Here is a 16,394-nt window from a genome sequence, read left to right on the forward strand (position 1 = left end):
AGCGTGAATCCTGCGACCCCGGCCTGGGGCCGCCGTAACCTGATGAGAACTATGGCTAATCAATCAACTTCAACGCCTGAGGATGAGCAGCGTTCTCAGGCTGATACCCAGCATGACGCCCCGCCGCAAAAAGATAACGATCGCCAGGAACAACCGGAACGTAAACGGCCAGGAAAAAAGCCCTTGATCATTCTGGCTGTGGTGGTGGTGGTAATGATTCTTATCGGGCTCTGGTTCTGGCTGACGACCCGAAATATTGAAACCACAGATGATGCTTTTACCGAAGCGAATGCGGTCACGATTGCTGCTAAAGCCTCCGGTTTTGTCACCGGGCTGCGGGTGAAAGACAATCAGCGCGTCAAAAAGGGCGATGTGCTGGTCGTCATCGATCCCCGCGACAGCCTTGCCCAGCGTGACCAGGCGCAGGCGCAGCTCGGGCTGGCGCAGGCGCAGCTCCATCAGGCTCAGGCCTCGCTCGCGCTGGCTAAGGTGCAGTATCCCGCGCAAAAAGATCAGGCTCTTGCTCAGCAGACCCGGGCAGAAGCGAATTTGCTTAATGCCGAAGCGGACTATAAACGTCAGCGCGGCGTCGATCCGCGGGCCACCTCGCAGCGCAATATTGATGCTGCCAACGCGCAGTTACGTAGCGCGCGGGCCGAACTGGCAAGCGCGAAAGCGCAGGTGGAAGTCGCTTCGCAGATCCAGTTACAGATTCAGCAGCAGCAAACGAATGTGGAAGCCCGTCAGCGGCAGGTGGAACAGGCGCGCGCGCAGCTTAATACGGCAAATCTTAACCTCTCCTATACGCAGGTCGTGGCCCCTTACGACGGGTTTGTAACCAAACGCAATGTGCAGCCAGGCACGCTGGTTCAGGCGGGATCGGCACTGTTTTCGCTGGTTTCATCAGATGTGTGGATTATCGCCAATTTTAAAGAAACCCAGCTTGAACATATGAACCCCGGCGATAAAGTCGAGATAAGTATTGATGCCTGGCCGGAGATGAAGCTGGAAGGGCACGTTGACAGCATCCAGATGGGAACTGGCTCTCGTTTCTCCGCTTTCCCGGCGGAAAATGCCACCGGCAATTTTGTGAAAATTGTGCAGCGGGTGCCGGTAAAAATCGTGATAGATAAAGGCCTCGATCCCAAGCGGCCTCTGCCGCTGGGACTCTCAGTTGAGCCGAAGGTAACGGTAAAATGAGTCAAAGCCAGAGCTGGCAGCCGGCCAGTAACCCCTGGCTGGTGGCGATGACGGTGACGCTGGCGGTGTTTATGGAGATCCTGGACACCACCATCGTCAACGTCGCGCTGCCGCACGTGGCCGGTTCGCTCTCCTCGAGCTACGACGAGTCCACCTGGGTTTTGACTTCCTATCTGGTGGCGAACGGCATTGTGTTGCCCATCTCAGCCTTTCTCAGCCGCGTATTTGGCCGTAAGCAGTTTTTCCTGATCTGCATCGTGATGTTTACCGTCTGCTCGTTTCTCTGCGGCATCGCTACCGAACTCTGGCAAATCATTTTATTCAGGGTGCTGCAGGGCTTTTTTGGCGGCGGTCTCCAGCCGGTTCAGCAGTCAGTGCTGCTGGACTACTTTAAGCCTGCCGATCGCGGCAAGGCGTTTGGTCTCTCTTCTATCGCGATTATTGTTGCCCCGGTGCTGGGGCCAACGCTCGGTGGCTGGATTACCGATAACTACAGCTGGCGCTGGGTATTTTTTATTAACATTCCCGTCGGTATTTTCAGCGTACTGGCCATCTATCAGTTGCTGGAAGATCCGCCATGGGAGCGCAAGTGGGCAAAAGATAAGCTGAGCATCGACTATATCGGCATCAGCCTGATCACGCTTGGGCTGGGCTGTCTTCAGGTAATGCTGGATCGGGGTGAAGATGATGACTGGTTCAATTCCAGCTTTATCGTAACCTTTGCCATCCTGACCGCGATCGGGCTGGTTGGGGCGGTGTACTGGCTGCTCTATGCGAAAAAGCCGGTAGTCGATCTGCACTGTCTGAAAGATCGTAACTTTGCCGTCGCCAGCGTACTGATGGCAGGGATGGCCGCGATTCTTTACGGCAGTTCGGTAGTGATTCCGCAGCTGGCGCAGCAGGATTTAGGCTATACCGCCACCTGGTCAGGGCTGGTGCTTTCGCCCGGCGCGATCCTGATCGTGCTCTCTATCCCGCTGGTGCTTAAACTGATGCCGGTGGTACAAACGCGCTGGATTATCGCCTTCGGCTTTACCTGCCTGTTTGTCTCATTCCTTTATTCTGCGACGCTGACACCTGATGTCGATTTCACCACGCTGGTATTAATGCGCAGCGCGCAAACCATCGGGCTGGGCTTCCTGTTCGTCCCGCTCACCACCATCGCCTTTGTCACTATCCCGCAGCGGCTGAATGCCGATGCCTCCGCGCTTTTTACCATGTGCCGTAACGTGGCAGGATCGGTCGGCATTTCGCTCTCCACGGCGATGATTACCGAAAGGGAGCAGGTACACAGCGCGCATATGGTGCATAACATGTCGCCGCTGAATGAGCAGTTCACGCTTACCGTTGAGCGCTGGGCGCAGGCGGTCAGAGATTTCTCCACGATGGTTGGCGATCCGGTCACCCTCGCAACGGGGCAGATCTACAGAGAGATGATCGCGCAGGCGCGTATTCTCGCTTATATCGACGTCTTTATGGGGTTGAGCATCGTTGCGCTGATCCTGATTCCTTTTTGCCTACTGCTTGCGCCGATTAAGAGCGAGGGCAGTGCAGGAGCACACTGACATGAACGTTTCTCCTTTATTAACGCGTTCGCGATGCGGACTGATGCTGGCCGTTACGCTCGCCCTGTCGGCCTGTTCGGTCGGGCCAGACTATCAGCGATCCGTGCCGTCCACGCCTGCGGCCTTTAACGCGATGCAGTCGCAGGAAGGCTCCCGGCCTCTGGCTGCACAGACCAGCCCGGACTGGTGGCGGACATTCAACGATCCTCAGCTGAACAGCCTGATCGATCGCGCTATTGCCGGTAACTTAACCCTCCAGCAGGCGGTACTGCGTATTGCGGGATCGCGTCAGCAGCTTAACCAGGCTCGCGGCGCCTGGTTTCCGTCAGTGAACGGGAATGTGTCCGCCACCCGCCAGCAGCTGGGCGTGAAAGGCGCGCTGGAAGCGAACGGTATCTATGACCAGGTGGACAGCGTGGATCCAGAGCTGCGTTCGGCGCTGGACGGCCTCTCGCAGCCGGTCACGCTTTATCAGGGCAGTTTTGATGCCGCCTGGGAGCTGGATCTCTGGGGTAAAGTACGTCGACAGGTTGAAATGGCGGGCGCGCAGCAGCAGCAGAGCATCGAAAACCGTCACGACGCGCTGGTATCACTGGAAGCGGAAGTCGCCCGAACTTATCTGCAACTGCGCGGCGCTCAGTCAATTGTTGAGACGCTCGGTACGCAAATTGAGGTGGCACAGCAGACGCTCGAACTGACCCAGAGCAGACAACGTAATGGACTCTCTCCACAGCTCGATGTGGAGAATGCCCGCGCCCAGCTCAGTTCGCTGAAAGCACAGCTGCCGCAGTATCAGGCGCAGATACGCCAGGCGATGAACGGACTGGCCGTTCTGATCGGCAAGCCGCCGGGCGCGCTGGATGCGGAACTGACAGCCAGCCGGCCATTGCCGCCGCTGCCGGAGGTGGTGCCGGTCGGATTACCGTCCACGCTGGCCCGCCGCCGGCCCGACGTCCGGGCGGCAGAAGCTCAGCTGCATGCGGCAACGGCCAGTATCGGCGTCTCGGTTGCGCAACTTTTCCCCGATCTTTCACTGACCGGTCAGTTTGGCATGCGTAACACCGACGTCAGCTATCTGGATAACTGGAGCAGCCACTTTTACAGCTTCGGCCCCGCGATCTCCCTTCCGCTGTTTCAGGGCGGCAGGCTGGTTTCCGGCATCAAGCTCGCCAGGGCGGAGCAGGCCAGCGCGGCGCTTAACTATCGCCAGACGGTATTAACGGCCCTGCAGGATGTGGAGAATGCGCTGATTAGCTACCGTACCGATCAGCAGCGATCGGAGGAACTAAACCGCACCGTGGAAGCAATGCAGAACGCCTTCGATCTGGCGAACGACAGCTATACCAAAGGGCTCTCTTCATTTATCGACGCGCTGGATGCGCAGCGTCAGCTGGCTCAGGCAAAGCAGCAGGCCGCCACGGCCAGCGTTCAGTGCAGTCTGGATCTGGTGGCGCTTTACAAAGCGCTGGGCGGTGGCTGGGAACCTTATCAGAGCGTGAAGCTGCCTGAATTCCCGGTTTTTGGCCCAGCGGAAAGTGCGGTTCAATAACAGTAATGCTGGCGGCTATGTCTTCAGTTAACCGTACCGGCAGGGCAGGGCTTCTACGCCCCGCTGGTGTATAAACGTAAGCTCTGGCCTGGCAACCACAGGCTTGCAAACTGAAAAGGCTGACGTTACAACTGGCCGCTCAACGGTGAGGAAACCCACCAGATAGCGCTCAGGAGGGTAAGCTGAAACGCCACAGAAAGAACGCGCAGTAACACACAGGGGTGGTGGTGTATTCGCCGCCCCTTTTTTTTGGCATAATGCGCGCTGATTCACACTCCCACATCGCAAACGAAAGGCAATCCTGTGCTAGTTTCCAGCAACGTCACCATGCAGTTTGGCAGTAAGCCGCTGTTCGAAAACATCTCTGTCAAATTTGGCGGCGGCAACCGCTACGGTCTGATTGGCGCTAACGGTAGCGGCAAATCCACTTTTATGAAAATCCTGGGCGGCGATCTTGTGCCCTCAGCCGGCAACGTCTCTCTCGATCCGAACGAGCGTATCGGTAAGCTGCGCCAGGATCAGTTCGCCTTTGAGCAGTACACCGTGCTGGATACGGTCATCATGGGCCACGGCGAGCTGTGGGAAGTGAAAGAAGAACGCGACCGCATCTATGCGCTGCCTGAGATGAGCGAAGAAGATGGCTATAAAGTGGCCGATCTGGAAGTCAAGTATGGCGAAATGGATGGCTACACCGCCGAAGCCCGTGCGGGTGAGCTGCTGCTGGGCGTGGGCATTCCGCTGGAGCAGCATTACGGCCCGATGAGTGAAGTGGCGCCGGGCTGGAAGCTGCGTGTCCTGCTGGCGCAGGCGCTCTTCTCTAACCCTGAAATTCTGCTGCTTGATGAGCCGACGAACAACCTGGACATTGATACCATTCGCTGGCTGGAGCAGGTGCTGAACGAGCGTAACAGCACCATGATTATCATCTCCCACGACCGTCACTTCCTGAACATGGTCTGTACTCATATGGCCGATCTGGATTACGGCGAACTGCGCGTTTATCCGGGTAACTACGACGAATATATGACGGCGGCCACCCAGGCACGCGAGCGTCTGCTTTCTGATAACGCCAAGAAGAAGGCGCAGATTAACGAACTGCAATCCTTCGTCAGCCGCTTCAGCGCCAACGCCTCCAAGTCGCGTCAGGCGACCTCCCGTGCGAAGCAGATAGACAAAATCAAGCTGGAAGAGGTGAAGGCCTCCAGCCGTCAGAACCCGTTTATCCGCTTCGAGCAGGATAAAAAACTGTTCCGTAACGCGCTGGGTCTGGAAGCGCTGACCAAAGGATTTGATCAGGGACCGCTGTTTAAGAACCTCGATCTGCTGCTGGAAGTAGGCGAAAAGCTGGCTATCCTCGGGCCGAACGGTATCGGTAAAACCACGCTGCTGAAAACGCTGGTGGGCGAGCTGGAACCCGATAACGGCACGGTGAAGTGGTCCGAAAACGCGCGCATCGGCTACTATGCGCAGGATCACGCGCATGATTTTGCCAACGACCTGACGGTCTTCGACTGGATGAGCCAGTGGAAGCAGGAAGGCGATGATGAGCAGGCGGTTCGCAGTATTCTGGGCCGCCTGCTGTTCAGCCAGGACGATATCAAAAAGCCCGCCAAAGTGCTTTCTGGTGGTGAGAAAGGCCGGATGCTGTTCGGTAAATTGATGATGGAAAAACCGAACGTGCTGATCATGGATGAGCCGACCAACCACCTTGATATGGAATCGATTGAGGCGCTGAACATGGCGCTGGAGATGTATGAAGGCACGCTGATTTTCGTCTCGCACGACCGCGAATTCGTCAGCTCGCTCGCCACCCGCGTGATTGAAATGTCGCCGGGCAAGCTCAAGGACTTCACCGGCAACTACGAAGATTACCTTCGCAGCCAGGGCATCTCCTGATGAACAGGGAGCGGAAACGCTCCCTTTTTTTATCTGTATATCTGGCTGAGAACGAACAGCGTCAGCAATGACGTGAACCATTTACCAGATAATGTCAGTCCCGTCCTTTATCAGACGTTTTCCTGAAAGAAACCCCGCTCTGTCACTGCCCGATCAGGCAGACTGGCCGCAGACTTCGCAGGCCGGATCTTTGGCGACTTTCATTTCCCGGAACTGCAGGGTCATCGCGTCGTACATCAGCAGTTTGCCCGCGCTGCTGCTGCCATAACGCGTCAATATCCGAATCGCCTCCATCGCCTGCAGCGATCCAATCACGCCCACCAGCGGTGCCATCACGCCCGCTTCGACGCAGCTCAGCGTGCTATCACCGAAGAGCCGGCTGATACAGCGATAGCAGGGCTGCGTATCCAGCCAGGTAAAGACGCCGATCTGTCCTTCCATACGAATGGCGGCGCCGGACACCAGCGGCGTTTTATGCGTAAAGCAGAGACGATTGAGCTGTTCCCGCGTTGCCACATTATCAGTGCAGTCCAGTACCACATCATGCCCGGCGACCAGCTCGCCCAGCGCCCGATCGTCAAGCTGCGCGTTGATGGCCTCAAGCGTGATATGCGGATTGATGGCCGCCAGCCGCTGACGGGCAGACGCCACCTTTGCCATACCGAGCTGGGCATCGCCGTGCAGCGTCTGACGCTGTAAATTGGAGAGGGAAACCTCGTCGAAATCAACCAGGGTCAGATGGCCTGTACCGGCCGAGGCCAGGTAAGGGCTGGCGGCACAGCCGAGGCCACCGAGGCCCAGGATTAGCGCTTTCGAGGCTTTCAATTGCTCCTGGCCTTCAAAGTCAAAACCGCGCAGCACAATCTGACGGTTGTAGCGCAGCATCTCTTCGTCGCTGAGTTCCGGCAGCATGGTTACCCCTCCAGCAGCGAGTTAAAGGGCTCCACCTCGACCCATTCGCCTGGTGCAACGCTGCCGCGCTCACGCTCAAGAACGATAAAACAGTTCGCCTGGCTGAAGGAGCTGAAAACATGCGATCCCTGTGCGCCGGTACTGCGTACCTCAAGCTCTCCTCCGGCATTGCGCGACAGAATACCGCGCTGGAAATCGAGCCTGCCCGGTGACTTTTTGAGTTTTTCCGTCACTTTTACCCGCTGACGGGGAGGTAACGTCGTGCCTGGCAGTCCGGCGAGCTTCGCCAGCAGGGGCTGAACCAGCTGATAGAAGGTCAGTGCGGCGGAAACGGGATTTCCCGGCAGGCCGCAGAACCAGCTCTGACTGAGGCGGCCAAAGGCGAAAGGTTTGCCGGGTTTGATCGCCAGCTTCCAGAAGGCGACTTCCCCCAGCGACTCCAGCATCTGTTTGGTGTAATCCGCCTCGCCAACGGAAACGCCGCCGCTGCTGATCACCACATCCGCCAGGCTGTCCGCCCGTTCAAAAGCGGCCCGCAATGCCGCAGGATCGTCGCGGATAATGCCCAGATCGATCGTTTCACAACCCAGTTTGTCGAGCATCAGCCGCACCGCGAAGCGGTTCGTGTCATAAATCTGTCCGTCTGCCAGCGGCTGGCCGACGGGCTGGAGTTCGTCGCCGGTCGAGAAGATGGCGACCTTCAGCTTGCGGCGTACCTCGACGTCGGCAATGCCGAGCGAGGCCAGCAGTGGCAGCTCCGCCGCGCCCAGGCGGATACCTGCGCTGAGCACGCCAGCGCCTTGCTGGATATCCTCACCGGGAAGCCGGATGTTCTGTCCGGCGTTCACAGCGGCAACGATACGGATTTTGTCACCCACAAGTTCCGTTTCTTCCTGCATGACAACCGCCTCTGTTCCTTCGGGAACCGGTGCACCGGTCATAATGCGGATACAGCTACCTGCGGGCCAGTCGCCGCGATAAGGCGCACCGGCGAAAGCCTTACCGGCTATCGCCAGCGGTTCGTTGTGAAGATCGGCCAGGCGTACAGCGTACCCATCCATGGCGGAGTTGGCGAAAGGCGGCACATTCAGCGGAGAGATCACCTCTGAAGCCGTAATGCGGCCCGCCGCTGCGGTGATTGGCAGCGTTTCGGTTTCGGTTACAGGGGTAATTTGCTCCAGCATGGCTGCCAGCGCATCGTCGAGGGAGATCAGTCCCGCAGTAAAGGATTCCATAAAAGTCTCCGGCATGCCCGGATTGAGGGGCAGGCGTTAAAATCAGATGGCGCTATTATGGCGTGAATTGCCTTTGCGGTCACGAAAACCGCCTGTGGCACGGCAATGCGTTTTCCGCCCGTAGTCAACTTGTTAACATTCTCCTTTACATCACTTTACAGCCTGCCTATAGTCAAAAACGTGTCTGAACCGATTGAAATCATTCTAACTCAGTGTTTTTCATGCTGATTTGCCCTTCAGGATAAAAGATTATGGTCAGAGCGGTTATCGCTATACACGGTGGTGCGGGCGCGATTACCCGCGCGAACATGCAGCCTGAAAAAGAGCAGCATTATATTCAGGCCCTTTCAGATATCCTGAGCCAGGGACAGGCAATTCTCGCTGCGGGCGGTAGCGCGCTGGAGGCTGTCACCGAAGCGGTACGTCTGCTCGAAGAATGCCCGCTATTCAATGCGGGAAAGGGCGCCGTTTTCACGCATCAGGAGACGCATGAGCTTGACGCCTGCGTGATGGATGGCCGCACTCTGGAAGCGGGTGCCGTCGCGGGCGTCAGCCGTATCCGCAATCCGGTGCTGGCGGCGCTGGCGGTGCTTGAAAAAAGCCCGCATCTCCTTTTTATCGGTGAAGGCGCAGAAGCCTTTGCCGCCGCGCATAATCTTGAGCAGGTCTCTCCTGACTTCTTCTCTACCGCGGAGCGCCGTGAACAGCTTCACCGCGCGCTCAGCACCGACCAGACACTGCTCGATCATGATGGTGAAGCAAAGGTTTCTGGTGATCCGATCGACCCAGACCATAAGTTTGGCACTGTTGGGGCCGTTGCGCTTGATCTGGCGGGTAACCTCGCGGCGGCAACCTCGACCGGCGGTATGACCAACAAACAGGCCGGGCGCGTCGGCGACTCGCCAATTATCGGGGCGGGTTGCTATGCCAATAACGCCAATGTCGCGGTCTCCTGTACCGGTACGGGAGAAGTCTTTATGCGGACGCTGGCGGCTTACGATATCGCTGCGCTGATGGAGTATGGCGGGCTGTCGTTAAAAGAGGCCAGCGAGCGCGTGATAATGGAAAAAATCCCGGTGCTGGGCGGCAGCGGGGGCGCCATTGCCGTCGATCGCGAGGGGAATGTGGCGCTGCCTTTTAACAGCGAAGGGATGTATCGCGGTTATGGCTACGTGGGTGATGCACCGAACGTGGGGATTTATCGCGAAGATCGGGGGCGTATGGATGACAATAGCTGATCCGGAGATGCCAGAAGGCCAAGTGCTGGCGGTGAGAAACCTGAGCGTCAGCTTCCGCCAGGAAGGGGAAATCGTTCAGGCGGTGAGAAATCTGTCGCTGGAAGTGCAGCGGGGCGAAACGGTTGCCATTGTGGGTGAGTCCGGCTCCGGTAAGTCGGTCACCTCACTGGCGCTGATGCGGCTGGTTGAACAGGGGGGCGGATGCATTGACAGCGGTGAGATGTGGCTGAGACGGCGGAACAATCAGCTTATCGATCTCGCCAGCGCCAGGCCTTCCCAACTGCGCCGCATCCGCGGCGCCGATATGGCGATGATTTTTCAGGAACCGATGACATCCCTGAACCCGGTCTTTCCCGTCGGTGAACAGATCGCCGAATCGATCCGTCTGCATCAGGGGAAAAGCCATCGTGAGGCGCTGAAGGAAGCCGAACGGATGCTGGATCTGGTGCGTATTCCGGAAGCGAAAAATGTCCTGTCACGTTTTCCCCATCAGCTCTCTGGCGGAATGCGTCAGCGGGTGATGATCGCGATGGCGCTTTCCTGTCGTCCGGCGCTGCTGATTGCCGACGAACCCACCACGGCGCTTGACGTGACTATTCAGGCGCAGATCCTCCAGCTAATCCGGGTGCTGCAAAAAGAGATGCAGATGGGCGTGATTTTTATCACTCACGATATGGGCGTGGTGGCGGAAATGGCCGATCGCGTGCAGGTAATGTATCGCGGGGATGTGGTAGAAACCGGTACTGTCGAAAAAATATTCCAGGCGCCTCAGCAGGAATATACCCGGGCGCTGCTGGCCGCCGTGCCAAAGCTGGGCGCCATGACCGGCAAGCCTTTCCCGGCGCGATTCCCACTGCCGGGTCAGACGACCTCAGATGAGGTGTCACAGACGCAGAACACCGTTGCGACAGAGGCAGCGCCGGTGCTTCAGGTGCGCGATCTGGTCACGCGGTTCGATATCCGCAGCGGCATTCTCAACCGCGTAACCCGGCGCGTTCACGCCGTGGAAAAAGTCAGCTTCGATCTCTGGCCGGGCGAAACGCTGGCGCTGGTGGGTGAGTCCGGCTGCGGTAAATCCACGACCGGCCGTTCACTGCTGCGGCTGGTCGAAAGCCAGGGCGGTACAATCACCTTTAACGGCCAGCGGATTGACACGCTTTCGGGTGCGGCGCTCTCGCATTTACGGCGCGATATCCAGTTTATTTTCCAGGACCCTTACGCTTCCCTCGATCCCCGGCTGACGGTGGGCTTCTCCATTATGGAGCCGTTACTGGTGCACGGCATCGCAAAGGGACGCGAAGCACAGGCGCGCGTCGACTGGCTGCTGGAGCGGGTGGGGCTGCTGCCCGAACATGCCCGCCGCTATCCCCACGAATTCTCGGGCGGCCAGCGTCAGCGTATCTGTATTGCCCGTGCGCTGGCGCTCAATCCGAAAGTGGTTATTGCCGACGAATCCGTTTCCGCGCTGGATGTCTCCATCCAGGCGCAAATCATCAATCTTATGCTGGATTTACAGCGCGAGTTCGGCATCGCCTTTCTGTTTATTTCTCATGATATGGCGGTGGTGGAGCGGATCAGTCACCGCGTGGCGGTGATGTATCTTGGGCAGATCGTGGAAATTGGCCCGCGGCAGGCGGTTTTTGAAAATCCTCAGCATGCCTATACGCGCAAGCTGATGTCAGCCGTTCCCGTCGCCGATCCCAGTCATCGCCGGCGGGAAAGAGCGCTACTGGTTGACGAAATTCCCAGCCCGATCCGCACGCTGGGAGAGGAACCTGAAGTGGCTCAGCTGGTTGAAGTGGGCGCCGGACACTACGTTGCCCGCCATGCTATCGGCGGTGCCTGAACTGTTGCATCACAAAAAGGGTTTACAGGAGAGGAACGCATAATGAGAAATCATCAAAAACGTAAGATGCTGTTGACCGTCGGACTGCTGGGCAGCATCGCTGCCGTTCCCGCCTGGGCGGCGAAGGATGCGGTGATAGCGGTAGGGTCCAATTTCACCACGCTCGATCCTTATGACGCCAACGATACGCTGTCGCAGGCGGTCGCGAAATCGTTTTATCAGGGGCTGTTTGGCTTCGATAAAGAGATGAAGCTGGTTAACGTGCTGGCAGAAAGCTATGAAGCCAGCCCGGATGGGCTGACCTATACCATTAAGCTGCGCAGCGGCATTACATTTCAGGACGGCAGCGACTTTAATGCGGAGGCGGTCAAGGTCAACCTCGATCGCGCCAGCAATCCGGATAATCATCTTAAACGGTATAACCTGTTTAAGTCGGTTGATAGCACGGAAGTCCTCGATCCCAGCACGGTAAAAATCACGCTGAAGCAGCCGTTTTCCGCCTTTATCAACACCCTGGCCAGCCCGGCGGCAGCGATGATTTCACCGGCCGCGCTGAAAAAGTATGGCAAGGATATCGGCTTCCATCCTGTGGGCACCGGCCCTTACGAACTGGAAACCTGGAACCAGACGGACTTTGTGAAGGTGAAGAAATTTGCCGGCTACTGGAAAAAAGGGTATCCGAAACTTGATACCATTACCTGGCGTCCGGTGGTCGATAACAACACCCGGGCAGCGATGCTGCAAACCGGAGAGGCCAACCTGGCTTTTCCCATTCCCTACGAGCAGGCCAGGCTGCTGGAGAAAAACCCCAGGCTGGATCTGGTCACGTCGCCTTCTATTATGCAGCGCTACATCAGCCTTAACGTCACGCAAAAACCGTTTGATAATGTGAAGGTACGTGAAGCGCTCAGCTACGCCATCAATCGTCAGGCTCTGGTTAAAGTGGCGTTTGCCGGTTATGCCACACCGGCTACCGGCATTGTGCCGCCAGCGATCCAGTACTCGCAGAGCTATCCGGCCCAGGAATACAATCCGGCGAAGGCGCGCGAACTGCTGAAGGAAGCAGGTTACCCGAACGGTTTTACCACCACACTCTGGTCGTCACACAATCACAGCACCGCGCAGAAAGTGTTGCAGTTCACCCAGCAGCAGCTCGCTCAGGTCGGCATTAAGGTGAAAGTTACCGCGATGGATGCAGGCCAGCGGGCGGCGGAAGTGGAGGATAAAGGCCAGAAAGAGAGCGGCGTGCGCATGTTCTATACCGGCTGGTCCGCTTCCACCGGCGAAGCCAACTGGGCGCTGACGCCGCTGTTTGCCACTCAGTCCTGGCCACCGACGATTTTTAACACCGCCTTTTACAGCAATCCGCAGGTGGATAAAGATCTGACCGATGCGCTGAACACTACTGACAGCGAGAAAAAAGCGGCGTTCTATAAAGATGCCCAGGACCGCATCTGGCAGGATCGTCCGTGGATACCGTTGGTGGTGGAAAAACTGGTCTCGGCAAACACAAAAAACCTGACGGGTTTTTATGTTATGCCGGACACCTCGTTCAGCTTTGATGAAGCCGATCTGAAGTAACGCCGCTTCAAAGGCCTGCGCCTCTCATTCAGGGAGGCGCGGCTGTGTGACGCGCAGGAAAACGCATGCTTAATTACTTTCTCCGACGTTTACTGGGGCTGATCCCCACGCTGCTGATTGTCGCCGTGCTGGTGTTCCTGTTTGTGCATATGCTGCCGGGCGATCCGGCACGCCTGATTGCCGGGCCGGAAGCAGATGCAACGGTAGTGGCGATGGTGCGCGAGCAGCTCGGCCTGGACCGGCCGATGTTACAGCAATTCTGGCACTATATGATTAACGCGCTGCAGGGCGACTTTGGCTATTCGATGGTATCCCGGCGTCCGGTTTCCGAAGAGATTGCCGCCCGTTTTTTACCCACGCTGTGGCTGACGCTGAGCAGTATGGTCTGGTCGGTGATCTTCGGCATGGCTATCGGGATTGTCTCTGCCGTCTGGCGCAACCGCTGGCCTGACCGGCTGGGCATGACGCTGGCGGTTTCTGGCATTTCATTTCCCGCGTTTGCCCTTGGCATGCTGCTGATGCAGGTCTTCTCCGTTGAGCTGGGCTGGCTGCCGACGGTGGGCGCTGACAGCTGGCAGCACTACATCCTTCCTTCCATTACGTTAGGGGCGGCAGTGGCGGCCATCATGGCCCGCTTTACCCGCGCTTCCTTTGTCGAGGTGATGCAGGAAGATTACATGCGAACTGCCAGAGCGAAAGGCGTGCGCGAAACGCTGGTGGTGGTAAAACATGGCTTGCGCAACGCGATGATCCCGGTGGTGACCATGATGGGGTTGCAGTTCGGCTTTCTGCTGGGCGGCTCTATTGTGGTGGAAGTGGTGTTCAACTGGCCCGGGTTGGGCCGGCTGCTGGTGGATTCCGTGGCAATGCGTGACTATCCGGTCGTCCAGGCGGAAGTGCTGCTTTTTTCGCTGGAGTTTATCCTCATCAATCTGATTGTCGATCTGCTGTATGCCGCCATCAATCCGGCGATACGCTACAAATAAGGACCCGCGATGAAAAACTGGCGACGTAACGCGGCGCTTGCCGCCATGCCAACGGTAAATCCCCATCGCGTGCGCACGCCCTGGCATGAATTCTGGCGACGTTTTCGCCGCCAGCCGGTGGCGATGATCTCCGGGCTTTTTGTACTGCTGCTGATTATCGTGGCGGTGTTTGCGCCCTGGATCGCGCCGTTCGATGCTGAAAACTATTTTGACTACGACCGGCTGACGGAAGGGCCGTCGGCGATGCACTGGTTTGGCGTGGATTCACTGGGCCGGGACATCTTCAGCCGTGTGCTGCTCGGCACCCGCCTGTCGCTGATTTCAGGCTTTGTGTCAGTGGCGATAGGTGCCGCTACAGGGACGGTGCTGGGCCTGCTGGCAGGCTATTATCAGGGCTGGTGGGATCGTATCATCATGCGCATCAGCGACGTGCTCTTTGCCTTTCCGGGCATCCTGCTGGCAATTGCCGTGGTGGCGATAATGGGGACAGGCATGTCCAACGTCATCGTTGCGGTCGCTATCTTCAGCATTCCGGCGTTTGCAAGGCTGGTACGCGGCAATACGCTGGTGCTGAAACAGATGACCTATATTGAGTCAGCCCGCAGCATCGGCGTGCCGGATCTGACCATTGTGCTGCGTCATATTTTGCCGGGAACGCTCTCGTCGATCGTGGTCTATTTTACGATGCGCATCGGCACGTCGATTATTACCGCGGCCAGTTTGTCGTTCCTGGGGCTTGGCGCCCAGCCGCCCACGCCGGAATGGGGCGCGATGCTGAACGAGGCGAGGGCGGATATGGTTATGGCGCCCCACGTGGCGATTTTCCCGAGCCTGGCAATTTTTCTGACGGTGCTGGCCTTCAACCTGCTGGGTGATGGCCTGCGCGATGCGCTCGACCCGAAACTGAAGAGTTAGCGAATAGCGCTTTCCCCTGCGTCTGCTTTGCGCAGGCGCAGCCTCGCCTGTTCTGTGCCAGACTGACTGTTTTGACAGGAGGATAAAGGGTGAAAGAATTCGATTATCAGCAGGATTTTAAAACCATCGATTTCCGACAGCATCCTGAGCGTTACCAGGTGGGCCGGGGAGAGCAGGGCGTGCTGATGGTGGAGCCTTATAAGAGTGAGATTCTCCCCCACTGGCGGTTTAAAACGGTGGAGATAGCCAAAACCTCTGCGGCCGAAATCATGAAGCTGTTTGAAACCTACCGCGCCAGCGACGATTTTGTCGGCATGGATATGGCGCGAAAGTTTATTCAGATGGGCTACACCCGCGCCAGGCGCTACGCCAACCATAAAGGCGGGCGGAAATATGATGAAAACCGGGAGGAACTTCCCCGGATACTGAATGAGGAAAAAGCGGCAGCGGCGGCCATCTTTAAGGCCGAGTGGGATAAAATCCGCGAGGATAAAGACTACCTTGACCGCAAGAAAAAGCATCAGGCGAAATATGGCTGATCCAACCGGATAATCTTTAAAAGGCCGCAATTAAGCGGCCTTGCCACAAAGATTATTTTTTCAGCGCATCGGCGCCGTCAGACGATATTTGTTCTTTCTGTGCCCCTGAACCAGGTCTGGCGGGGCCGAGGTTCGGCTCCTGTCCAAGAATGTCGGGTTGTTCTTTCGCGGTAAACTGACCCACGCCATCGTATGCTGGGCCTTCACTCCAGCGGCCTTTCGGCAAGGGCTTATCCAGCGAGGTGTTCAGACAATAATATGCGTGCTCCTGCGCTTCATCGGACCGCGGGAAACTGTTCGGGATAGGCATAGAAGCCGCAATGCCGCCCATTTCCTCGATCACTGCCAGCCACTGCTGCTGATGCATGGTGTCGCGGGCAATAAGGAAAGAGAGAAAATCTTTCATCCCTTTATCTTCCGTCAGATTATAAAGTCGCGTCGCCAGCACCCGACCGGTGGATTCCGCCGTGACGTTCGCCAGCATATCTGCGGCAACGTTGCCGGAGGCATAGATATGGCTCATATCAAACGACATGCCGTTAGCATTAACCGGCATGGCTGCCAGTCCTGATGAGAGAACGTGGCGCGGGTTCATACCGCCAAGAATGGCGTTAACGACCGGGTCTTTTGCTGACTCTTCCTGATAAGAGAGCGGCGCGCCTTCAAGGTTGAGGGCAACAGCATGGCCCAGCATCTCAATGTGAGCCAGCTCTTCAGTGGCAGTGGAAATCAGCAGATCCTTAATTCTTGGATCGCCGCGCGTCCCCATGGCCTGGAAAAAATATTGCATAGCGACACGTATTTCCCCTTCGACGCCACCAATAGCCTGCTGTAACAGCATGGCGAATTCGGGATCGGGCTTGTCAACTTTTACCGGGTATTGCAGTTTCGAAGAATGATGAAACATAAACTCCTCCTGGCAGGTTACGTTA

The 16,394-nt window shown here is 57.3% G+C and carries 13 protein-coding genes; 10 read left to right on the plus strand and 3 right to left on the minus strand.

Annotated features, from left to right (window positions below; genetic code table 11):
• The first annotated feature begins 51 nt into the window (after positions 1-51).
• The 4 genes from EA20_RS0114720 (at position 52) to EA20_RS0114735 (ending at position 6,210) form a co-directional block, all read left to right on the plus strand.
• Entirely contained in the window at positions 52-1,200 is a 1,149-nt protein-coding gene (locus tag EA20_RS0114720; RefSeq protein WP_024967553.1) for an efflux RND transporter periplasmic adaptor subunit, read from the plus strand.
• Positions 1,197-2,765: a DHA2 family efflux MFS transporter permease subunit gene (locus EA20_RS0114725; protein ID WP_024967554.1), complete on the plus strand. Its 1,569-nt coding sequence runs from the start codon at positions 1,197-1,199 to the stop codon at positions 2,763-2,765. Before EA20_RS0114720 ends, EA20_RS0114725 begins: the two co-directional genes overlap by 4 nt.
• A 43-nt stretch (positions 2,766-2,808) precedes the next feature.
• Positions 2,809-4,314, plus strand: coding sequence for an efflux transporter outer membrane subunit (locus tag EA20_RS0114730; RefSeq protein WP_038381720.1), 1,506 nt, complete (start codon positions 2,809-2,811; stop codon positions 4,312-4,314).
• A 303-nt stretch (positions 4,315-4,617) separates the two neighbouring features.
• Positions 4,618-6,210 (plus strand): ABC-F family ATPase, encoded by a 1,593-nt coding sequence (locus EA20_RS0114735; protein WP_038381696.1) that lies wholly within the window; start codon positions 4,618-4,620, stop codon positions 6,208-6,210.
• 153 nt (positions 6,211-6,363) lie between these two features.
• Here the strand turns inward: EA20_RS0114735 and moeB are convergent, their stop codons facing one another.
• Positions 6,364-7,122, minus strand: a complete 759-nt coding sequence (gene moeB / locus EA20_RS0114740) for a molybdopterin-synthase adenylyltransferase MoeB (protein WP_024967557.1) — start codon at positions 7,120-7,122, stop codon at positions 6,364-6,366.
• 2 nt (positions 7,123-7,124) lie between these two features.
• The gene (moeA, locus tag EA20_RS0114745) at positions 7,125-8,357 is read right to left on the minus strand and encodes a molybdopterin molybdotransferase MoeA (RefSeq protein ID WP_024967558.1); all 1,233 of its coding nucleotides are present in this window, start codon (positions 8,355-8,357) and stop codon (positions 7,125-7,127) included.
• A 251-nt stretch (positions 8,358-8,608) separates the two neighbouring features.
• Between moeA and EA20_RS0114750 the strand changes: the two genes are divergently transcribed.
• The 6 genes from EA20_RS0114750 to EA20_RS0114775 all read left to right on the plus strand — a co-directional run bounded on the left by EA20_RS0114750 (position 8,609) and on the right by EA20_RS0114775 (position 15,462).
• Positions 8,609-9,595: an isoaspartyl peptidase/L-asparaginase gene (locus EA20_RS0114750; RefSeq protein WP_024967559.1), complete on the plus strand. Its 987-nt coding sequence runs from the start codon at positions 8,609-8,611 to the stop codon at positions 9,593-9,595.
• Positions 9,582-11,441: a glutathione ABC transporter ATP-binding protein GsiA gene (gsiA, locus tag EA20_RS0114755; RefSeq protein WP_024967560.1), complete on the plus strand. Its 1,860-nt coding sequence runs from the start codon at positions 9,582-9,584 to the stop codon at positions 11,439-11,441. Before EA20_RS0114750 ends, gsiA begins: the two co-directional genes overlap by 14 nt.
• A 42-nt stretch (positions 11,442-11,483) precedes the next feature.
• Entirely contained in the window at positions 11,484-13,022 is a 1,539-nt protein-coding gene (gsiB, locus tag EA20_RS0114760; protein WP_024967561.1) for a glutathione ABC transporter substrate-binding protein GsiB, read from the plus strand.
• A gap of 65 nt (positions 13,023-13,087) precedes the next feature.
• The gene (gene gsiC / locus EA20_RS0114765) at positions 13,088-14,008 is read left to right on the plus strand and encodes a glutathione ABC transporter permease GsiC (RefSeq protein ID WP_024967562.1); all 921 of its coding nucleotides are present in this window, start codon (positions 13,088-13,090) and stop codon (positions 14,006-14,008) included.
• Positions 14,009-14,017: 9 nt separating this feature from the next.
• A complete protein-coding gene (gene gsiD / locus EA20_RS0114770) occupies positions 14,018-14,923 on the plus strand; it encodes a glutathione ABC transporter permease GsiD (RefSeq protein WP_024967563.1) in 906 nt (301 codons plus the stop codon).
• 89 nt (positions 14,924-15,012) lie between these two features.
• The gene (locus EA20_RS0114775; RefSeq protein ID WP_024967564.1) at positions 15,013-15,462 is read left to right on the plus strand and encodes a DUF4385 domain-containing protein; all 450 of its coding nucleotides are present in this window, start codon (positions 15,013-15,015) and stop codon (positions 15,460-15,462) included.
• Between the two features lie 52 nt (positions 15,463-15,514).
• On the opposite strand, the gene EA20_RS0114780 is transcribed toward EA20_RS0114775, so the two are convergent.
• Positions 15,515-16,369 (minus strand): manganese catalase family protein, encoded by an 855-nt coding sequence (locus tag EA20_RS0114780; RefSeq protein WP_024967565.1) that lies wholly within the window; start codon positions 16,367-16,369, stop codon positions 15,515-15,517.
• Positions 16,370-16,394: the final 25 nt, after the last annotated feature.

It is taken from the genome of Pantoea sp. IMH (genome assembly GCF_000599885.1).
Lineage (GTDB): Bacteria > Pseudomonadota > Gammaproteobacteria > Enterobacterales > Enterobacteriaceae > Erwinia.